Source organism: Shewanella gaetbuli (assembly GCF_023284065.1).
Lineage (GTDB): Bacteria > Pseudomonadota > Gammaproteobacteria > Enterobacterales > Shewanellaceae > Shewanella > Shewanella gaetbuli.
In genome coordinates, this window is sequence record NZ_JAKIKP010000008.1 from 141,671 (window position 1) to 164,002 (window position 22,332).

Annotated in this window: 15 protein-coding genes; 9 read left to right on the forward strand and 6 right to left on the reverse strand. The window is 40.2% G+C overall.

The genetic code is table 11. The annotated features are described in order from the left end of the window. Positions 1 to 17: 17 nt before the first annotated feature. The gene (gene ackA / locus L2672_RS11930; protein ID WP_248996078.1) at positions 18 to 1,220 is read right to left on the reverse strand and encodes an acetate kinase; all 1,203 of its coding nucleotides are present in this window, start codon (positions 1,218 to 1,220) and stop codon (positions 18 to 20) included. Positions 1,221 to 1,390: 170 nt separating this feature from the next. Between ackA and yfbV the strand changes: the two genes are divergently transcribed. Continuing rightward, the gene (yfbV, locus tag L2672_RS11935) at positions 1,391 to 1,834 is read left to right on the forward strand and encodes a terminus macrodomain insulation protein YfbV (RefSeq protein ID WP_275975029.1); all 444 of its coding nucleotides are present in this window, start codon (positions 1,391 to 1,393) and stop codon (positions 1,832 to 1,834) included. Positions 1,835 to 1,858: 24 nt separating this feature from the next. Here the strand turns inward: yfbV and pflA are convergent, their stop codons facing one another. Further along, positions 1,859 to 2,596: a pyruvate formate lyase 1-activating protein gene (pflA, locus tag L2672_RS11940; protein ID WP_248996080.1), complete on the reverse strand. Its 738-nt coding sequence runs from the start codon at positions 2,594 to 2,596 to the stop codon at positions 1,859 to 1,861. Between the two features lie 76 nt (positions 2,597 to 2,672). Further along, positions 2,673 to 4,955 carry a formate C-acetyltransferase gene (pflB, locus tag L2672_RS11945; RefSeq protein ID WP_248996081.1) on the reverse strand — a complete coding sequence of 761 codons (2,283 nt, stop codon included), beginning with the start codon at positions 4,953 to 4,955 and terminating at the stop codon, positions 2,673 to 2,675. A gap of 579 nt (positions 4,956 to 5,534) precedes the next feature. Here pflB and focA point away from each other — a divergent pair. Then, on the forward strand, positions 5,535 to 6,458 hold the full coding sequence (gene focA / locus L2672_RS11950; RefSeq protein WP_248996082.1) for a formate transporter FocA: 924 nt from the start codon (positions 5,535 to 5,537) through the stop codon (positions 6,456 to 6,458). 249 nt (positions 6,459 to 6,707) lie between these two features. On the opposite strand, the gene cysK is transcribed toward focA, so the two are convergent. After that, positions 6,708 to 7,673 carry a cysteine synthase A gene (gene cysK, locus L2672_RS11955; RefSeq protein ID WP_248996083.1) on the reverse strand — a complete coding sequence of 322 codons (966 nt, stop codon included), beginning with the start codon at positions 7,671 to 7,673 and terminating at the stop codon, positions 6,708 to 6,710. Between the two features lie 285 nt (positions 7,674 to 7,958). On the opposite strand from cysK, the gene L2672_RS11960 reads away from it, so the two are divergent. Together L2672_RS11960 and L2672_RS11965 are read left to right on the forward strand one after the other, a co-directional pair. After that, on the forward strand, positions 7,959 to 9,080 hold the full coding sequence (locus L2672_RS11960; RefSeq protein WP_248996084.1) for a beta-ketoacyl-ACP synthase III: 1,122 nt from the start codon (positions 7,959 to 7,961) through the stop codon (positions 9,078 to 9,080). 18 nt (positions 9,081 to 9,098) lie between these two features. Then, positions 9,099 to 10,328, forward strand: coding sequence for a response regulator (locus L2672_RS11965; RefSeq protein WP_248996085.1), 1,230 nt, complete (start codon positions 9,099 to 9,101; stop codon positions 10,326 to 10,328). A 200-nt stretch (positions 10,329 to 10,528) separates the two neighbouring features. Here the strand turns inward: L2672_RS11965 and L2672_RS11970 are convergent, their stop codons facing one another. Continuing rightward, positions 10,529 to 12,865: a carbohydrate binding family 9 domain-containing protein gene (locus L2672_RS11970; RefSeq protein WP_248996086.1), complete on the reverse strand. Its 2,337-nt coding sequence runs from the start codon at positions 12,863 to 12,865 to the stop codon at positions 10,529 to 10,531. A 166-nt stretch (positions 12,866 to 13,031) separates the two neighbouring features. Then, positions 13,032 to 13,808 carry a sulfate transporter CysZ gene (cysZ, locus tag L2672_RS11975; protein WP_248996087.1) on the reverse strand — a complete coding sequence of 259 codons (777 nt, stop codon included), beginning with the start codon at positions 13,806 to 13,808 and terminating at the stop codon, positions 13,032 to 13,034. 162 nt (positions 13,809 to 13,970) lie between these two features. Here cysZ and smc point away from each other — a divergent pair, with 162 nt between their 5' ends. The 5 genes from smc to L2672_RS12000 all read left to right on the forward strand — a co-directional run bounded on the left by smc (position 13,971) and on the right by L2672_RS12000 (position 22,250). Beyond that, on the forward strand, positions 13,971 to 17,393 hold the full coding sequence (gene smc / locus L2672_RS11980; protein ID WP_248996088.1) for a chromosome segregation protein SMC: 3,423 nt from the start codon (positions 13,971 to 13,973) through the stop codon (positions 17,391 to 17,393). 18 nt (positions 17,394 to 17,411) lie between these two features. Further along, on the forward strand, positions 17,412 to 18,413 hold the full coding sequence (gene zipA / locus L2672_RS11985; protein WP_248996089.1) for a cell division protein ZipA: 1,002 nt from the start codon (positions 17,412 to 17,414) through the stop codon (positions 18,411 to 18,413). A gap of 76 nt (positions 18,414 to 18,489) precedes the next feature. Then, positions 18,490 to 20,496, forward strand: a complete 2,007-nt coding sequence (ligA, locus tag L2672_RS11990) for an NAD-dependent DNA ligase LigA (protein WP_248996090.1) — start codon at positions 18,490 to 18,492, stop codon at positions 20,494 to 20,496. Position 20,497: 1 nt separating this feature from the next. Next, positions 20,498 to 20,989 carry a DUF2919 domain-containing protein gene (locus tag L2672_RS11995; RefSeq protein WP_248996091.1) on the forward strand — a complete coding sequence of 164 codons (492 nt, stop codon included), beginning with the start codon at positions 20,498 to 20,500 and terminating at the stop codon, positions 20,987 to 20,989. 64 nt (positions 20,990 to 21,053) lie between these two features. Further along, entirely contained in the window at positions 21,054 to 22,250 is a 1,197-nt protein-coding gene (locus tag L2672_RS12000) for an HD-GYP domain-containing protein (RefSeq protein WP_248996092.1), read from the forward strand. The last annotated feature ends 82 nt before the right edge of the window (positions 22,251 to 22,332 follow it).

The following is a 22,332-nucleotide window of genomic DNA, read 5'->3' on the forward strand; positions in this document are numbered from 1 at the left end:
TCTATATTTTTAATAAATTATTTTGCTGAGATAAGTTTGATTGAATCTTCAGCAATAACCCATTCTTCATTGGTTGGAATAACCATAGCAACAGGACTATTGTCAGCAGTGATAATGCCGTCTTGTCCAAAACGTGCTGCTTTGTTTTTAGTATCGTCAACGTTAAAGTTAAAGATTTCTAATAACCCTAATACTTTAGCGCGAATGATATCTGAGTTTTCACCAATACCGCCGGTGAAAATAATGGCGTCTAAACGGCCTAATGGCACTGTGTATGAAGCAATGTACTTGGCTAAACGATAGCAGAAAATCTCTAATGCTAGCGTGGCACCTTTATGACCATCTTGGTAACCGTCTTCAATGCCACGGCAGTCATTAGTTAGCTCTGAAATGCCTAATAAACCACTTTGTTTGTTTAGTAGGTTGTTCACTTCAGTCACGGTATAACCTAATTGATCCACTAAGTGGAAAATAATTGAAGGGTCTAAGTCACCACAACGAGTGCCCATAACTAAACCTTCAAGTGGAGTTAAGCCCATTGAAGTATCAACACTTTTACCGCCTTTAATGGCAGTTACAGATGCACCATTACCCAAGTGAGCAACAATAACATTGGTGTCTGCGATGTCTTTATTTAATACTTTAGCAGCTTCACGGCTAACAAAAAGGTGGCTAGTACCGTGCATGCCATAACGACGGATGCCGTGCTCGCGGTATAGTTTGTACGGTAATGCATAAACGTAGGCTTTTTCAGGCATAGTTTGGTGGAATGCCGTATCGAAAACAGCCACTTGAGGAAGTGCTGGGAAAGAAGCCATTGCTGCACGAATACCGATAAGGTGAGCAGGGTTGTGTAATGGCGCTAATGAAGCACAGTCTTCAATGCCTTGAATAACTTCAGGAGTAATGATGACAGAACGAGTGAACTTCTCGCCACCATGTACAATACGGTGACCAATTGCTTTAACCTGTGCAGCCAATTCAGGTTGGCTTGCAAGAATGGTGTCAACAATGTACTCAACTGCTTCACGGTGAGCGGTAAATGCACCTAATTTAGCTTCATTTTTATTGCCTTGTGTTTTCCACTTGATACGTGAGTCTTCAAGACCAAAGCATTCTGCTAAGCCTGAAATATGCTCGTCACCACTTTGCGCATCAATAACGGCAAACTTCAGTGAAGAACTACCACAGTTTAAAACTAATACTAGATTATCTGACATAATTAGACCTTGTAAGCTTAAATAATGTTTTAAAAATTAGTGCGCTGAACGCTAAGTGTTTCAGGGCGATAAATTGTTAGCCTATGCCATGCTGCAAGGGCGTTTGTCTGGGACATAATTAGCGCAATATGCTAAAGTTATTTTATGTTCCATGTTGTTAGGTAATTTCTTTGGTATTCAATTTTGTCACTTTGCTGCGCGACGGCAGAAAATATATGACCACTTGGCCTTTAGTGCGCCAGTTAGGTTTTTACTTTCCTGAATACCGTGTGGTTAAAGCAACTCAAATAGCCTTTTTAGCTATGCCGGTTGTGGCACTTCTGGTTGCATTAAGCCAAATTTATATTTTAGGTTGGGGGCATTTGCCGCAAACCTTGGCAATTACTTTGTTTATTTTAAGCTTACCTATGCAAGGCTTGCTTTGGCTTGGGTGGCGAGCTCGACACCCTTTACCTTTAACGTTATTTGACTGGAGCAATCAGCTTAGTCAAAAATTGAATCAAATGGGGGTTAATTGTCCCCGTTTAGGCGCAAAAGCCTGTTACTTAGACTTAGCTGAATTACTTAAAGTGGCATTTGAACGTTTAGACCAACAATACTGGGATGAGCTATAAGTGCTCTAGCGGTCTAATTTTTCATTAAAATGTCGCTTTAATTCCACGCTCAGTAAATACTTGTTGCACTGCAAGCATGGTTTCTTTTGAAGGGGGCGATACCTCTGCCAAAGGTGACTCCTCTCCAAATGATTGCCATTTATGTTCACCAAGTTGGTGGTATGGCAATAATTCTACTTTCTCGACATTTTTCATAGGCTGAATAAACTCAGCTAATTTAATTGCCGATTCCACATCATCTGTAAAGCCATTTACGACCACATAACGAATCCAAGTTTTTTGGTTGCGTTTGGCGAGGTATTGGGCAAATTGTAAGGTTCTTTGGTTACTGACTTTAGTCAAAATGATATGGGTTGGGTCGTCCATTTGTTTGATATCAAGTAGTACTAAGTCAGTGTTATCAAGTAGTTCGTCAATGACAGGGGTATACTTTCTAACAAATCCATTGGTATCTAAACAGGTATGAATATCCAGGGTTTTGCAGGCTTTAAACCACTCGGCAACAAATTCTGCCTGAAGAATGGCTTCTCCACCGCTGGCAGTAACACCGCCACCACTAGACTCAAGAAAAGGACGATAGGTTTTAACTTGCGACAACAGTTCGTCAACAGTCACTTCTTTGCCACCCTCTAAATCCCAAGTATCGCGGTTATGGCAATATTGGCAGCGCATTAAGCAGCCTTGCATAAAGGTGATGTAACGAATGCCTGGACCATCTACGGTACCAAATGATTCGATTGAGTGAATGCGACCTAATGTCATTGAAAACCCTTTATAGATGAATAAAGTGAATAAAAAAGCTGTACCGAATATTCGGTACAGCTAATTTTAGCAGACTTTACAGGCCTTTCGTGAAGGTTCTGGTAATAACGTCTTGTTGTTGCTCAGTGGTTAGCGCGTTAAAGCGAACAGCATAACCAGAAACGCGGATGGTTAATTGAGGATACTTGTCAGGGTTAACAATCGCATCTTCTAACATTTCGCGGTTCATAACGTTTACGTTCAAGTGTTGACCACCTTCTTGGTGATCATTGTGCATGAAGTATCCGTCCATTAGTGCAGCTAAGTTGCTGCGGCGAGCCATTTCTTCTTTACCTAGTGCATTTGGCACAATAGAGAAAGTGTAAGAGATACCGTCTTGAGCATGCTCAAATGGCAGTTTACCTACAGAGGTTAACGAAGCGATAGCGCCGTTTTCATCGCGGCCATGCATTGGGTTTGCACCTGGAGCAAATGGTGCGCCAGCTTGACGACCGTCAGGTGTGTTACCTGTTTTCTTACCATAAACTACGTTAGAGGTAATGGTTAAGATTGATTGAGTTGGAATCGCATTGCGATACATTTTCTTATGGCGGATTTTAGCCATAAAACGCTCAACCAAGTCACAAGCGATGTCATCTACACGTGAATCGTTGTTACCAAATTTAGGGTAGTCGCCATCAATTTCGAAATCGACTGCAATACCGTCTTCATCACGTACCGGCTTCACTTTAGCAAATTTAATAGCAGATAAAGAGTCAGCTGCAATTGATAAGCCCGCAATACCACATGCCATTGTACGACGAACGTCACGGTCATGTAGTGCCATAAGCGCTGACTCGTAAGAGTACTTATCGTGCATGTAGTGGATGCTGTTTAGTGCTGTCACATATTGAGTGGCTAACCAATCCATTTGTGTGTCTAAACGTGCCATTACATCATCAAAGTCTAATACTTCATCAGTAATTGGTGATGATTTAGGTGCAATTTGTTTTTTCAGTTTTTCGTCTACACCACCATTGATTGCATAAAGCATGGTTTTAGCAAGGTTGGCACGAGCACCGAAGAACTGCATGTGTTTACCCACAATCATTGGGCTAACACAACATGCAATGGCGTAATCGTCTGATTGGAAGTCAGGACGCATTAGGTCATCGTTTTCATACTGAATAGAGCTAGTGTCGATTGACACTTTTGCACAGTAGTTTTTAAAGCCTTGTGGTAACTTAGTTGACCATAAAACAGTGATGTTTGGCTCAGGGCTTGGGCCCATATTGTATAGCGTGTGTAAGAAACGGAAGCTAGACTTAGTTACTAGCGTACGGCCGTCAACACCCATACCAGCAATAGACTCAGTTGCCCAAATTGGGTCACCAGAGAATAACTCGTCATATTCAGGAGTACGTAAGAAACGAACCATACGTAATTTCATTACGAAGTGGTCAACCATTTCTTGTGCTTGTTGTTCAGTGATAACACCGCTTTGGATGTCACGCTCAATGAAGATGTCTAAGAAAGTCGAAGTACGACCAAGAGACATTGCTGCACCGTTTTGGCTTTTAACAGCTGCAAGGTAACCAAAGTAAGTCCACTGAATGGCTTCTTTAGCATTAGTTGCTGGCGCTGAAATATCACAGCCATATTTAGCTGCCATGGTTTTCATTTGTCCAAGGGCACGATATTGCTCAGAGATTTCTTCACGAAGCTGGATAACGTTGTTTAAGTCTTCACCAGCTTCCATATCAGCTTGTAAAGATTTGAACTGTGCAAGTTTGTCTTGCATTAAGTAGTCGATACCGTATAACGCGATACGACGGTAGTCACCAATAATACGACCACGGCCATAAGCATCAGGTAAACCGGTTAACACACCAGATTTACGACAAGCCATAATTTCAGGCGTATAAACGTCAAATACACCTTGGTTATGAGTTTTACGTAGCTCTGAATAAACGTGTTTTACTTCTGGGTCTAATTCACGGTCATAAGCAGCACATGAACCTTCAACCATACGAATACCACCGTTAGGTAGCATGGCACGCTTTAAAGGCGCTTCAGTTTGAAGGCCAACAATGGTTTCTAAATCTTTGTTGATGTAGCCAGCGTCATGAGAGGTAATGGTTGATACTAGTTTAGTATCGAAATCGATAGGGGCGTGAGTGGCATTTTCTTGCTTGATGCCTTCCATCACTTTATCCCACAACTGAGTTGTTGCTTCAGTTGCGTCCGCTAAGAAAGATTCGTCGCCTTCATATGGTGCGTAGTTCTTTTGAATGAAGTCACGAACGTTAACTTCTGTTTTCCAATCACCAGCAACAAATCCGTTCCATGCGTTTGCAAAAACCGTTGTTTGATCAGTCATGTCTTTTTACCTTTATCTAAATGAATCGGTATAAAGTCTGTTTTTCTGAATTTGTTGTGGGTTTCAGAATTAACAGGCTTCATGAAACTTTTGTAGCTAACTATTTATTATAGAATGAATACAAATAGGCTAGCTTTGCTTATTTACTGATGTCAATTGAACTCAAAACTTATATGACATGGACATCAGAAAATGAAAACTTTTTATTGGTAAGACCAATTTACCCAATTATAATAACATAGTAATTTAGCTTTGCCATTCTATTGTATTACTTTTGCTGAGTATTTATTCAAAAGTGTTACTCAGCTAACAGTTTTATGACGATTAGTGGCACTGTTAGCCACAAAACTTTACTATTCCGTTCAATTTAAGACCACTTATGATGAGTTATTACGATTTTTCAACCATGTTATTTATCGGTTTATTCCCCTTTTATATAACCGGATAAATTGGTCTTACCAAATTACCTTGGTGAGTGGTTTGCAAATGTGGCAATATTGTTACCCATTTTGCTAAGTGGTTTCATCAGCTTATTTTGTTGTGCAACTTTTAACTTTTAATTTAATTGAGATCTCATAAATGAAACCTGTATCGACAGACTCTCAGCCTGAATCAGCAGTTCAGACGCCAGCTAAAGCACCTAACTCGCTTGCTATTGCCAATGACTACGGCATTGCGAAAGTGAACAAAACGCCATGGCAGTCTTTTATCTTAGCCATTTTCTCAGGTGCTTTTATTGCTATCGCCTTTGTTTTTTACATCTCTGTCACAACCGGTAGTGATGCAGGGTGGGGTTTAACAAGGTTTATTGGTGGAATGGCGTTTAGCTTAGGGCTGATGTTAGTGATTGCCGCCGGAGGGGAATTATTTACCAGTACCGTGTTAACCACTATTGGTTGGGTTAATAAGCGTATTACCATGAAGCAGCAATTACAGTGCTGGGCCAGAGTTTACTTAGGCAATATGGTTGGTGCACTAATAATGGTAGCGTTAATCATGATGGGGCGTTTATTTGAACTTGCTGATGGCCAGTGGGGCTTATCTGCACTGAATATTGCACAACACAAGCTTCACCATACCTGGACACAAGCATTTGTATTGGGGATCCTGTGTAACATTCTAGTCTGTTTAGGTATCTGGATGACGTTTGCGACTAAAGACCTATTAACTAAATGTATTATTGTTATTTTACCTGTAGCGATGTTTGTTGCTGCAGGTTTTGAACACTGTATTGCAAACCTATTTATGTTGCCATTTGGCATTGCGGTACAAAACTTTGCCCCAGATAGTTTCTTCACCATGATAGAAATGAGTCGTGATCAATTTGCCGATGTGAATGTGACCAATGCAATCTTTAATAACTTAATTCCAGTGACACTCGGTAATATTGTTGGTGGTGGAATATTTATTGGTTTAGGTTACTGGTTAGTTGAAAACGGTAGCTTTTCTTCTTTCACTTCAAAAGAAGTGTTAGACCCTGCTGTTAAGCCAGAAGCTGAGTAACTGTTAAAACAATAGCTGACTAGACTGATATCAAATAAAAATACCTCGCTAGCCACTAGCCATGCGAGGTATTTTTTTGGCTTAATTTAAGCTCCAAACTGGCCTGAACGTACCATAGTAGCTTACTTTAAAGAGGCTAAAATTACTGGTGTCATCAAAGTCGTCTTAGTGTGTTAATGAACTTGATCTGGTTTTAGATACAAAAAAGCCCAGCAATTTAGCGCTGGGCTTTTATCAAAATTATTTTATTTACTGAATGTTTTCGCTGTCGCCAAATTCACCCGCAAACAATACTGAAGATAAATAACGTTCAGCGGCAGAAGGCAGTACGACTACAATAGTTTTGCCTGCAAACTCTGGTAAAGCAGCAATTCGGTTGGCGGCAACGACTGCAGCACCCGATGAAATACCCACTAAAATACCTTCTTCTTTCATTAAACGACGTGCCATTTCAATAGCGTCTTCGTTGCTAACCGCTTCTACGCGGTCAACTAATGAAAGGTCTAGGTTGTCAGGAATAAAGCCGGCCCCAATACCTTGAATTTTGTGTGGGCCAGGTTGAATTGGTTGGCCCGCTTTCGCTTGAGCAATAACCGGTGAATCAACAGGCTCTACAGCAACAGAGACAATATCTTTGTTTTGTGCTTTTAAGTAACGGCTTGTACCGGTAATGGTACCACCTGTACCAACACCTGCCACAAACACGTCTACTTTACCTTCTGTATCGTTCCATACTTCAGGGCCAGTTGTTTTTTCATGGATTTCAGGGTTGGCTGGGTTACTGAACTGACCTAGTACCAGGTATTTTTCAGGGTTTGATTGGCGAATTTCTTCTGCCTTATCAATCGCACCTTTCATTCCTTTAGCGCCTTCAGTTAGCACTAAATTTGCACCTAAAGCTTTAAGCAGCTTACGGCGCTCTAAACTCATTGTATTAGGCATAGTTAAGGTTAATTTGTAACCACGAGCTGCAGCTACATATGCTAACGCAATACCTGTGTTGCCAGAAGTCGGTTCAACAATCTCTACGTCTTTAGTTAAGGTACCTTTTTTCTCGGCGTCCCAAATCATATTGGCACCAATACGACATTTAACACTAAAGCTTGGGTTACGGGCTTCTACTTTAGCTAACACATTACCGTTGCTTACACGGTTTAATCTAACAAGGGGTGTATTGCCTAAAGTATATGAATTATCTTCGAAAATTTTGCTCATGGATTGTGTGCTCCTATTTTTGCATTATCTAATCATAAACCTGAATCAGGAATTTAGAAGTATATATTTATTATTCCTTATTCCCTTTGGTTATAAAGGCCTTTGCTTTTATACTAAAGGCTAAAGTAATTTGTTGGCTTATTGAGCAATAAGCGCAGATTTGGCCTTTTATGGTCTGACCATACATTTACTTATAAGAAAAATCGCTACTTGAGCCTAGAATAAGCTAGTTTTGATTTCCTTATGTGGACATTATCCATCATCAAAAATAATGGTAACAATAATATGATAAAAGTCGTTATTTCAGGCAGTGGTCTATTTATTCCCCCTCATTCAGTCAGTAATGATGAATTAGTGATGAGTTACAATAGTTATGTGGACTTATATAATCAACAACATGCTCAAGTGATTGCCGATAATCAACTAGCGCCGTTAAGCTATTCATCCAGCGAATTTATTGAAAAAGCTTCGGGCATTCAAAGCCGTTATGTGATGGTGAAAGAGGGGATTTTAGACCCTGAAATTATGATGCCATTAATTGCTGATCAACCCTCTGACGAGCTTTCTATGCAAGCCAGTATGGGCGTAGAGGCAGCAAAATCTGCTTTAGCTCAAGCTCAAGTTAACGCCGAAGATATTGATTTAGTGATTGTGGCTTGTGCTTATACCCAGCGCGCTTACCCTGCGATTGCTATTGAAATTCAGCAAGCATTAGGTACTAAAGGTGTTGCATATGACATGTTGGTTGCTTGTTCATCTGCCACGTTTGCTATTGTTAATGCCATCAATGCTATTAAAGGTGGAACCGCAAACCGAGTGTTAGTCGTCAACCCAGAATTAACCTCACCACAAAGCAACTTTAAAGATAGAGATAGCCATTTTATTTTTGGAGATGTTGCTACCGCTGTTGTTGTTGAAAGGCAAGAACTCGCTCAGTCAGAACATGCATTCAATGTGTTATCAACTAGTTGTATGACAGATTACTCAAATAATATTCGCAGTAACTTTGGTTTTGTAAACCGTTGCGACCCTGCTAATGCTCAGACCCCTGACAAGCTGTTTCATCAACAAGGGCGTAAAGTTTTCAAAGAACTGTTGCCAATGATTTACCGTCATCTAGAGACACAATTTGAAAATGAACAAATTCAACCAGAGGAATTCAAGCGACTTTGGCTTCACCAAGCTAATATTAATATGAATATGTTTGTGGTGAAGAAGTTGTTAGGTGATGGAGTTGATGAGTTAACCGCACCAGTCGTGCTGAATGAATTTGCTAATACGGCGTCTGCAGGGTCAATCATTGCATTTAATAAATTTAATGATGACTTCAAAACGGGCGAGTTAGGCTTGCTATGCTCCTTTGGTGCTGGTTATTCTATTGGCAGTATCGTATTAGAAAAGTGCTAAAAAATTAGGTAAATACATTTGCGAATATTGATAATTGAAGATAATGAAACGGTTTCCAAGGTACTTAAACATCTTATTGTTCAAGAATTGGACTGTGAGGTAGATATTGCCCCCGATCTGACAACTGCGATTAAATTGCTAGATAAAAATAGCTATTTTGTTGTGGTGGCAGAATTAGATTTACCTGATGCGCCAGACGGGGAAATTGTTAAATTAATTCTTAATACATATCAAACCACCTGTATTGTATTAACCAGTAATTTAGACGCGGAACAACGTAAAAAACTGCTTAAATTGGGGATTGCTGATTATCTTTTAAAAGAAAATCGATACAGCTATCAGTATGTTGTTAAGTTGATTTCGCGTTTGCACCGTAATCAAAGCGTGAAGGTTCTTGTTGCAGACGATTCAGTGGTAAGCCGAAAGTTTGTGCGGGTTTTATTGGAGCAACATTTATTTCAAGTCATTGAAGCTGAAGATGGCGCAGTGGCGCTGAATATTTTATCAGAACAGCCTGATATTCAACTATTGATTACTGATTACAATATGCCCAATGTGGATGGGTTTGAGTTAATTTTACGAGTTAGAGAGAAACTCAGCCGAGAAAATATTGCCATTATTGGTTTATCTAATGACACCGATGAAAGCTTGTCTGCGCGTTTTATTAAAAATGGTGCAAATGACTTTTTACAAAAGCCTTTTGTTCATGAGGAATTTCACTGCCGAGTGCTCAATACATTAGACTCGCTAGATATGATCCGTCGACTTTGGGAAAAGGCAAACAAAGACTATTTAACCCGTGCTTATACTCGTCGTTATTTCTTCAAACTGCACCAGAATGACGTTTATGAATCTAGCCAATTTACTTTAGCTTTAATTGACATCGACTATTTTAAAAAGATTAATGATAATTTTGGTCATGATGTGGGTGACCACGTATTAGTTGAGTTTACTCGTCGGTTACAACACGCATTTGCCGAACACTTTACCGTAGCAAGGTTTGGTGGAGAAGAGTTTGTGATTGCTTTTAAAGGATTAGATAGCAGCAAAGCAACCACTTTAATGGATAAGTTTAGAGCGCAATGTGCGTCAACACCTATCACTACAGCTAGCGGCGATTTAGAAGTCACCTTTAGCTGTGGGGTTGCAACAGCTAATAGTGAAGATATAGATGCCTTGTTAGCAAGAGCTGATGAGTATTTATACGCAGCAAAACAGAATGGTCGCAACCAAATTATATCAGCTTAAAACCATATCTTTCGATTGAGTACCTATCATTATGCATGAAGCCTTTTACCGCCCCAGGGGGGAAGGTTTAATGTGTATCAAAACAGCGTTACCGACGTTTTTGAGGTTTTACATCACAGCATTACGTCTTTGTAATGCTGTGAATTTAGACAATAACTTATAAAACTAAGTCAACTTTCTGCCGACAAATAATACTTTATTTACAGTAACCAAGCGTAGCTCACCTTCATAAAATAGGTTTTATCTTTTTGGGTTAGCGAGTCTATTTCATCACTAGCTTTAAAGGCGTCAGAGTAGCCTAGGTAAAATACGCTTTGGGGATTAAGTTTATAACCGTAAAGTACCTCGTTACCTAAATCTTGAAATTTAGCATTAGGGCTCTGGTACAAATATAAGCTAGGGTCTCGTTCAATATTGGTATAAACGCTACTCAAGCGCAGAAAACTGTTAAGACTAATTTGCCAATTTAGTCTTATGTCACTTAAATTTGCGGTAAACAATCTGCCACCATCAACATCTAATGTTTGATAGCGATGAGAAACATCTAACACAATAGACTCGGTCACTTTCCATTCAACTTCGGGGTTAAACATTGTCAGAGTGCCTAATCTGTCATTGGCGAAGTCGATATTGTCACCATAATTGATGTCTAACTCTAATTTTAGCTGTTGAATAGGTAAGAAATTAGTGTAAAACCAACCCATTGTTTCATCAAAGCTTTGGGTATTATTTTCAATGTCGATATTGGCGGGGTTATGTCTACGTCCAACTCGTGTCCGTTGTACGACACCGGTAGAGACATAGCTTTGATAACCGCCGTCTAATGTTAAAAAAACTTCCGCTTCTTGCTCAAGCTTTTCACCTTGTTGAGTGTGGGTAATATCCCAGTCGCCACCAAACCTTATCTGACTAAAAAAGTGATCCGTTGGATACCAGCGGTAGCCACCACCTGCAACAAACTTAGCCGCATCAACTTTTTCAATAAAGCCCAAGTCAGCTCTAAAGTCATCACCTACAGATTCATACTGGGTGTTTGCATACCAATTACGTCTGTTGTGTTCATAGGTGAGTTTATACATGTCGCCATTAAACTCTCCTTCTTGTTTGGTCCGAAGTACGCGTTCGTTATAATCGCAGTTGGCGATATCGCAATCAGTTGGGATGGTATTACAGTCATCGCCATTACAAAATTGATTAAATAGATCCTTAGGGTATTGGGTTTGTGAAAAAGCATACTGTGCAGTGAAGGTGTCTTGTTCGCTAGGTTGATATTTTAAGTCGCTGCTGTAAACATAATTATGATAGTCATCAGACTGTTTTAACGTCACGACTGTGCCAATAGAGAAATCTCTGCTTGGATCGTAGCGATAGCGTGCCGCGACGTTATAACTTTCTTGGTCAATAGTCGCAATGTCAGAGCTTAAGTTACCTGGGATTAAAAACTGGGTTTGAATATCATTGGTCGCTAACACGCCGACGGTATGGTCGTCATTCTTACTGGTCAGTTTAACGCCATAGTCTGGCGAACTGATGTTTCTTGTGTGTATTAAGTTTAATTGGCTGTCAAAATAATCTTTGTTATCTAAAAAGAAAGCGCGTTTTTCTGGGTAAAACAACGCAAATGTATTATTCACATCAAGTTGACCAGCATCGGCTTCAACCTGTGAAAAGTCAGGGTTGATAGTGGCATTTAATAAGGTGGTTGGCGTGATTCCCCAACGTAAATCTAGACCCACTTCAACATTCGTTTCATCTTCCCAAGGCCCTTGAGGGTTAATGGTTCGATGATTATTTTGATTAGCCACTAAAGAGGGGGTAATTTGAATATCTTTGCCTTGTTTGGCTCCTTCAAGACCTTGCATTATGCCCAACTGACATAGTTTGCAGCTGACATTACGATCAATTCTATGGGTTGATAATCGATGGTTTTCATTACGTGGATAAAAACGTACGAGTTCGATGCCCCATTGTTGAATGGCCTTAGCATCGTCAAAATTAAATAACCGCAGGGGTAGTTGCACTTCAACTTGAAAGCCTTGCTCGGTAATTTTACCTTTACTGTACCAAATGCCGTCCCAAGCATCACTTTCTTGGCCTGTCAGTTCATTTTCAATTGAATCGTTTTGTGCGCCGTAAGGGTTTATAAAAAACTGGTAGGCTAAGCGAGTATTGTTGTAGGTATCGAGTTTAATTCCCACCATATCATCGCCCCATGAGCTATCTCTGTCACGGATATTAGCTCTAATTTCACTCGGGTTTGGATCATTAGCTATGAATGCAACGTATAAACTGGTTTGAGAGGCAAAAATTTTCGCTGTAGTTGTTACCGGAGCTGGTGTGTTTTCAGCGGGAGAGGTTTCATACTTCAACTCAACCACAGCAGCTTGTTGCCACTGAGGCTCGTTAAAATCACCATCAATTGACATTTCACCTTTTAAGGTAGGGATTTCGGTATAAAACTGATTGCTATCACCTGCATAAACACTAGCACAACTTAATAAGCTGACTAAAAATAGGCTTATTGTTTTTTTTATCATTACACATTCTTTTTATTATTTATTGAGTTAGCTTATTGTCGCAAAATAACAATTTGATTTCGAACCAAATAAAGCAAAAAAATCACCAAACGGTTGCCGTTTGGTGATTAAATTGTTGCAAAATATTAATGTAGTAAGGGTGTCTGCTGAGATAATGAGGTACAGCTTATGAGTCTTGACTGACTATTGGGTTTTTATATGCTTCACGATATTTATCCACCCACATTGCGGTAGCGCCGCAAATGGCTACTGGCATTACAATAAAATTAACAATAGGAATCATTGAAAACAATGTCACTGAGGCACCAAAACTGAAACTGGTTCCTTTGGTGTTTTTCAACGCGAACTTCATGTCATCAAAGGGGACTTTATGATTATCAAATGGATAGTCACAATATTGAATTGCCATCATCCATGCGGTAAATAAAAACCATAAAATAGGCGCGGCTGTTTGACCAATAACAGGAACCCAAAATAAAATTAAAAACAACAGCGCACGGGGTAAGTAATATTTAAGCTTTTGCCATTCACGCCCCATTATGCGAGGTAGATCTTTGATTAAGTCAACTGTTCCACCGGTATTGAGGTTTTTACCTGTGAGGTGCTGTTCAACCTTTTCGGCTAATAATCCGTTGAAGGGAGCGGCTAACCAGTTCATGACTGAACTAAATATGAATGACATCACCACTAACATGGTTAACACGGCAAGAGGCCATAAAAAAAAGTTTAACCAAGTTAAATATTCAGGTATTTCACCATTCATCCAAGTAAAGAGTTCGTCTAATTTTCCAATGGCAAAATACATTGCACCAGCAAACAAAAGTAGGTTAATTAACAAGGGGATAAATACGAATGCCCGCAAGCCGGGTTGCTTGATCAATTGAAAGCCTTCTAGAAAGTAATTCACACCACTTTTACGGATAGAAGGGAGATTAACAGCCATGAAATAAGTCCTTTTTTAATACAATACCCCGAGTTTGCCGCTCGATAAGCGATAAAACAAGCAGTAAACTGTATCTAAAAGCAAAAAATCGTTACAAAATGCGCCTCTATTGTTAAAGTAGCCGTCGAGTACTTTCATTTATCATTAATACCACCGGCAGCAATGCAACTAAAACAAATAAAACTTGCTGGATTTAAGTCGTTTGTAGACCCTACAAAAATCCCATTTGATCAACCACTGACCGCTATTATCGGGCCTAACGGCTGTGGTAAATCTAATGTCATTGACGCTGTTCGTTGGGTATTAGGTGAAAGTAGTGCCAAGCATTTACGTGGCGACTCCATGACCGATGTTATTTTTAACGGTTCTGCAGCCAGAAAACCCATATCAGTTGCCAGTGTTGAGCTGACCTTCGACAATAGTCAAGGGCGTTTAACTGGCCAATATGCTAGTTACCAAGAGATTTCAGTCAAGCGTCAAGTTAATCGAGATAGTGAGTCGAGCTACTTTCTCAATTCACAAAAATGTCGCCGCAAAGATATCACCGACTTATTTATGGGCACCGGTCTTGGCCCGCGTAGTTATGCCATTATTGAACAAGGGACTATTTCTCGTTTAATCGAATCTAAACCTCAAGATTTAAGAGTTTTTATAGAAGAAGCCGCAGGTATCTCGCGTTACAAAGAACGTCGTCGTGAAACTGAGAATCGTATTAAACATACCCGTGAAAACCTTGAACGGTTAAACGATATTCGTCAGGAGCTTGCCGTTCAAATTGATCGTTTAGCCCAGCAAGCGCAAGAGGCTAAACAATATCGCCAGCTTAAATCTCAAGAGCGCGCCTTACACAGCCAGTTGTTGGTGGGACGTTATAAAGAGTTGTTAGTGCAACACGATCTAGTACAAAGTCAGTTATCACAGTTGTTTCAGCAAGAAGAACAATTAACGGCACAACAGCAAACTTCAGAAACATTGATAATTGAACTGCAACAGCAAAGTCACTTATTAGTTGATGAAGAACAAAAATGGGTTGAGCAATATTATCAAGCTGGTAATCAAGTCACCAAACTTGAACAGCAGCTAAAGCACCAGCAGCAACAGGACTCTCGTCGTCAACAAAACCTTGAGCAATTAAAGCAGGCTATTGAGCAAGCCAGCGCAAGATATGAGCAAGTGAGTAATGAATTAACTCAGTTACTCACTCAGCAATCTGAGCTGCAACAACAAAGTGAAGCCATTGCCATTAACCTTGAAATGGTGACCGAGCAAGTTGATGAAGTCGAGCAATTAACCGATGCGCTAGTGCAGCAAAAAAATCAACAAAATAGCACTTATAACGACGCGAAAACTCAGTTAGCGGTATATCAATCACGATTACAGCATCAACAGGATTTATTAGAAAAACATCAACATAGCATTCCTGTGTTGCAGCATAAACTTGAGCAAATATCTCTGCAAGATTTAACTAATGAGCTCAATAAGCTGGAGCTAAGTTTAATTACATTGGCTGACAATGTGAGCCAACAGCAACAACTAAAAGCGCAACACCAAGCCGAAATAAAGCAAAAACAACAGCATTTAGAACAAGCGCAAGCTCAATACCAGAAAATCACCCATGAATTATCGACCTCCAGTGCTAGACTTGCGTTAATTGATGAGTGGTTAGTCGCCCAACAGGGCGATGATGCATTACCAAAAGTATGGCAAGTTATTGAGGTTGTTCCAGGATATGAAAAAGCGATTGACGTGGTGCTGCAAAACATTAGTCACTTAAATGTATTCGACTACCAAGCCAATGATGCCAATCAAATAAATAAAGGATTTGAGCGAAATCAGGCTTTTCAAAATGAAGCACTCAATAGTCCTGTTAATTTGGCTCCATGGTTTGAAAATGTAAGTTTTGTTGACGATCTTCCACAAGCTAAAACCTTATTAGCAACAATGCCAAATTCAATGCTGGTGGCCACAAAAGACGGCTACCTGGTTGGGCAGGGGTTCACTTTATCAATATCGCATCAGCAATCTGCAATCAGTTTACATGCTGAAAAAGGTCAACTGATGCTACGGGTTGAAGAGCTGACTCTGCAGGCTAGTGAATGTTTACAACATAAAACCGATGCGTTAACTGAGCTGGCGGACATGAATCAGCAACTTAATGTATGCCAACAACAGCTGCAACAATGGCTACTGCAACAAACTAGCGCCCAAGCGAAAATTGAAAGTGTGACTTTGCAGCATCAACAACAATTAGCGAGTTCAGCGCAATTATCGCAAGAATTACAGCAAGCTGAGTTGCAATTACAGCAAGACAAGGTCAACACCGAAGCATTATCAATGCAAGTTGAAGATATTGATGTTAAAGCCAAAGTGGCACAGCAGCATTATCAAAAAACAACCATTAGCTTAGAGCAAAGTCAATCAAAATTACGTGAGCTAAAAGCAAATAAGCAGCAGTTAGAAAAACAACTGAACCAGCTCAATCAAGGCTTGCAGCACATCAATACCCAAATTGCTGTGAGCCAGCAACAAGCTGAACAACAACGCGAAAAAGTGGCTGACTTAAATGAACGTTATCAAAACGAGCAGCTGCAGTCGCAATCAAATGGTGATCTGCCTCAAGTTGAGCTTGAAAAACTCAATGGCCAACTAGCAGAGCATCTCGATTTACAGCAAAGTATTCAACTAAAGTTAACCGCAAACCGACAACAACAAGCCGAGCTTCAACAACGTATAGATAGTTCAGTATCTATGCAAAAACAACAACTTGTCACGATGCAGGGCTTGACTAACAAGATAAGCACGTTAAAGTTACGTCGTGAAGGTTTAAATGGACAATCTGAGACGCAAAAGCAGTTAATTGATGAAGCAGACATTCAACTAGATACTGTGCTGGCAAGTTTAGATGAAAAGTTTGATGTAAAAAAATGTTCGCGCGAGCTTGATAATATTAGACAACAAATCGTTGAACTAGGCGCTATTAACTTAGCCGCCATTGAAGAGTATGATGCTCAACGTGAAAGAAAAGATTATTTAGATAGTCAAGATAGCGATTTAAATCAAGGCTTAAGTACGTTAGAAGATGCAATTCGTAAAATTGATAAAGAAACTCGAACTCGGTTTAAAAATACCTTTGACGCCGTCAATAAAGATTTAATGGCGCTATTTCCCAAGGTGTTTGGAGGCGGTAAAGCGTACCTTGCATTAACGGATGACAACTTGCTTGAAACAGGCGTGTCAATCATGGCTCAGCCACCGGGTAAAAAGAATAGTACCATTCACTTACTTAGTGGTGGAGAAAAAGCGTTAACCGCTTTATCATTAGTATTTGCCATATTTAGATTAAACCCAGCGCCATTTTGTATGCTGGATGAAGTAGATGCACCTTTGGACGACGCTAACGTAGAGCGATTCTGTCGATTACTGCAAGAGATGTCGCAAAGTGTGCAATTTGTGTATATTAGCCACAATAAAATTACCATGGAAATGGCAGATCAACTCATTGGCGTAACTATGCATGAGCCTGGGGTTTCGCGCATAGTCGCAGTGGATATTGAAGCCGCGGTCGCATTAGCTGACGCAGTATAAATAGGAATACATTAGACGATGGATGATTTACAACTGGTGTTGTTAGTTTTAGGTGCAATCGCAATTATTGCGGTGTTAGTGCACGGTTTTTGGTCAATTAGAAAACAACAACCTAAGTCTATGAAAGATAGCCCAATGGCTAATTTCTATAAAGAACAAGCCGACAATCGAGATGCTGAAGGTTTTGATAATGATGGTATCGGCCCTGTGCGTGTTCGCAAAGCAGATGAAGTTGATCCTCCGGTGATTAAACCGACGTTAAAAACAGCTCATGCCGTTGCCAGTAAAAATCAGCAAGCCACTGCTCCTCAAACAACCGTTTATGAAGAAACGGTACTTAAGGCTGCAACTGATGAATCTGCCATTCAAGCGGCTAAAATAACGGATGTTGAACCAACCTTTAACACTGATGATGAGCAACAACCGTCATTTTCAGCAGCAGGCCCCGCTCATAATGAAACCACTCAAACTGCACAACAGCAAAGCCTGTTTGCTGACGATGAGCCAACAAATGATCCACTAAACTTCGATGCCCCAGCAGAGCAAGTCTCTCAGGTTGAAGATATGAAGGTTGAAGCCGAGCAACCGACTGAAAAGCAAGAGCCTTTAGCTGACCCAACCGATGTACTTGTACTGCATGTAGTTGCTAAAGAAGGCGAATTACTTCAAGGCGCAGAGCTATTACCAGCCTTATTAGGCCTTAATTTCAAATTTGGCGACATGGATATATTTCATCGCCATATTGATAACGCCGGAACCGGCAATGTTTTATTTTCATTAGCTAACATGGTTAAGCCGGGTATTTTTGACCCAGATAACATGGAGCAGTTTGTCACAGAAGGCGTAGTATTGTTTATGACATTACCTTGTTATGGCGACCCTAAAATGAACTTTACTATTATGCTTAACTCGGCACTGCAATTGGCAGATGATTTAGGTGCTGAGTTGTTAGATGGCAGTCGCAGGCCGTGGGATGACAACGCCAAACAAGATTACAAGCGCCGCATTGAAGCCGCTTAACCTGAACCAACACTTTATTTAGCATAACAAGGCCGCAAATGCGGCCTTCATATTTTTTGTACAACGGATCAACATTATGCAAGCAATTAAGCAAGAAATTACCGATTTAACCATGACGTTAAATCAACACAATATTCGCTACTATGTTGACGATGCGCCCACTATTCCTGATGCCGAATACGATAGGCTGATGCAACGCCTAATTGAGTTAGAAACACAATATCCTGAGTTTAAATCTGCTGAGTCACCTAGTCAGCGTGTTGGCGGCATGGCTTTGGCCAAATTTGACCAAATTACCCATTTAAAGCCCATGCTCAGTCTAGATAATGCTTTTGAAGAGACTGATTTTGAAGCTTTTAATAAACGTATTACTGATAAAGTCGGCGCGGTAGAATATGTGTGTGAGCCAAAGCTAGATGGACTGGCTGTTTCTATTACATACCGCAATGGCTTGTTAGAGCGAGCAGCAACCCGTGGTGATGGTACCGTGGGTGAGGATATTACCGAAAACGTGCGCACAATTAAATCTATCCCCATTAAGTTACGTGGTGAAGGTTATCCGGAGTTGGTAGAAGTTCGCGGTGAAGTGTTTATGCCTAAAGCGGCTTTTGAAGCGTTAAACCAACGTCAAATTGCCAAAAATGATAAAACATTCGTTAACCCTCGCAATGCTGCTGCAGGCAGCTTGCGCCAGCTTGACAGTAAAATTACCGCATCAAGGGCGTTAGGGTTCTACGCTTATGCTTTAGGTGTTGTACAAGGTGATTCTCAGCCACTAGAGGCGAGTCATCATGGACAGTTAATGCAGCTAAAAGTGTGGGGGTTACCTGTCAGCCCTGAAGTTAAAGTGTGTGTTGATTTGCCTCAGGTGTATGCCTATTACCAAGATATTATGACCCGTCGCCCTGAACTTGATTATGAAATTGATGGGGTGGTAATTAAAGTTAATGATATTGCTCAGCAAACGAGTTTAGGTTTTGTGGCGAAAGCGCCTCGTTGGGCTATTGCTTATAAGTTTCCCGCTCAAGAAGAAATGACCTTACTTGAATCTGTTGATTTTCAGGTCGGGAGAACAGGGGCTATTACGCCAGTGGCACGTTTACAGCCGGTATTTGTTGGCGGGGTTACCGTATCAAATGCCACTTTGCATAATGCTGATGAAATTGCCAGACTGGGTGTCAAAGTTGGGGACACGGTTATTATTCGCCGTGCAGGGGATGTGATTCCTCAAATTGTAGCTATTGTGGCTGATAAGCGCCCTGATAATGCTTCAGCTATTACGTTTCCTGAACAGTGTCCCGTTTGTCAAAGTGATGTTGAACGAGTAGAAGGCGAAGCCGTTGCAAGGTGTACTGGTGGGTTATTTTGTGAAGCGCAACGAAAGGAAGCCATTAAACACTTTGCTTCCCGTAAAGCATTAAACATTGATGGTATGGGCGACAAAGTTGTTGAGCAATTGATTGATAAAGAACTGGTCAAAAGCCCAGCAGATTTATTCAGCTTATCAGCCTCAGCGGTGACAATGTTAGATCGCATGGCAATGAAGTCGGCAACAAAATTAGTTGCTGCCATTAATGATGCTAAAAATACCACTTTGCCACGTTTTCTTTATAGTCTTGGTATTCGTGAGGTAGGTGAGGCTACTGCTAATAATTTAGCGCAACACTTTAAAGATTTAGCGTTAATAAAAACCGCCACAATTGAGCAATTACTTGCCGTTGATGATGTGGGTGTGATTGTTGCACAGCATATTAAACACTTCTTTGAACAACCTCATAACCTTGAGGTTGTAGACCAATTATTAGCAAGTGGTATCACTTGGCCAGCAATTGAACAAATTGATGAAAATAGCCTAAGTTTAAGCGGGCAAACTTGGGTATTAACAGGAACCTTAACTCAACTCAATCGCAACGATGCTAAGGCTCAGCTGCAAGCGTTGGGGGCAAAAGTTGCCGGTAGTGTATCAAAAAATACCGATTGCTTAGTAGCGGGTGAAGCCGCAGGTTCTAAATTAACCAAAGCGCAAGAGTTAGGCGTAAAAGTCATTGATGAACAAGCATTGTTAGCAATGTTGAACTCATAATATGAACTTTAGCAATATTACCTGGCTTGACGATAAAGGGCATATAAAACCTCCCATTATGCTGTACTTGATATTGGTGTTTTTGGCCCGCGGCTGGTGCGTATTTGTTGCTTCTTTGACTCAATTCAATGATAGAGCAGGGCTGGTCAGATTATTCTACCCCTACAAGCAAGATTTTATTATGGCGCTTGTAGCGGGTATTGGAGCAGTGTTTGTTTATGGTTTGATTATTGCTGAACGCAAACGAAAATGGGCTAAATTCATCCCTTGGTTTAAGCGTGGAAGAATGCTGCTGTGGGTACTATTAATTATTGATGCAGCAATGTTAACTCAACGGCTTATTCATGATGATTTTATCTTTAAACTTGCTTATGGTTTGGACGCACTATTTTTATTTTGGGTTAGTCTATACTTATTAAAATCTAAGCGGCTATATCACTATTTTAATGACTGGCATGAAGTTGATGGTGAGTTGAATAAAAAGTCACCTTAAATCCGTTATTTAATCTATAGTTGGTAAGGGAACTCTAAAACTTATATCGGTGAAGGCACCTTTTTTGGCTAAACAAGAATTACTGCAAATTCCATTATCAAATCTTATTATTGGCCTCACGGTGAAGCTTCCTTTGCCGTGGACTAAGAACCCTTTTTTCATTAATAAAATAAAACTGGAACAACAATCTCAAATTGAAATCATCAAAGGGTTAGATATCGATTTTGTGTTTGTTGTTTCAGGGCATGATTTATTACCGATTATTGATGAAGAAACGTCTGAACCTGAAAAGCTTGAGGTGGCTGCCGAAGAAGTGGATTTCAAAGCCTTGGCAAAAAAATCCATGAGGTTGAGCCAAAAACGCTCGATAAAAGCCATTAATGATAGCCGTAATATTTTTGCTAATGTGGTCAGCGACCCTGAAGGAATGTATCGAGAATCGGCAACCTTAGTGGAAGATTTGTTAGCGCACTTAATTGAAACAGATAATGTGTATTTGTCGCTAGTCGATCATGGTGAAAAGGATGTCAGTATCACTTCTCATGGAGTGTCTATTGCTGTTTTGGCTATGGGGATTGCCCACTTAAATAATATGAGCAAGTCTGAAATACGCGATATTGCTTTAGGCAGCATCTTACATGATATTGGCAAACTTAAAGTGCCTGACGCCATAAGGCGCAAACAAAAAGACTTAACCGATCATGAAGTTAACTTTATGAAAACTCACCCCAGTTTGGGTTACGAGTTAGTCAGTCGAAGTGGGTTATTTCCTGAACCCATATTGGACATTATTTTACATCACCATGAATTTAATGATGGCTCTGGTTACCCAGATGGTCTTAGAGAGATAAAAATACCCATCGCAACCCAAATAGTCTCATTAGCAAACCATTACCAAGCCTTATTACATCAGTACCAGTCTCCACAATTGGCGCTAGGAGTGTTATTCAAGCGCAGTGAATATCATAATGAAAAACTGGTTTCAATGTTGGTCAAGCTGTTAGGGATATATCCTCCAGGCACTTTAGTAAAGCTGTCAGATGAGCAAATTGGTAAAGTAATGATGACTACTAGCAAGGTTAAAAAACCCCATGTTTGGACATGTAATGTCAGTGGTGGCAAGCCGCGCTTGCGTTTTTTAATTGATGAGGATGTTGAAATTGTTGAAGTCATTAAAAAAGAAACCTTAACCGATGGCGCAATAAAAACATTACAAGCGGATAATGTGATAAATTTCTATTTCAATCATTTTTCTAAGTAACCTGAGCTGTGGATAAGAGATTAGCTAACACACTAATTTATTTAAAGTATACTTTAAAATATATTTCTAGAGAGATATTTTT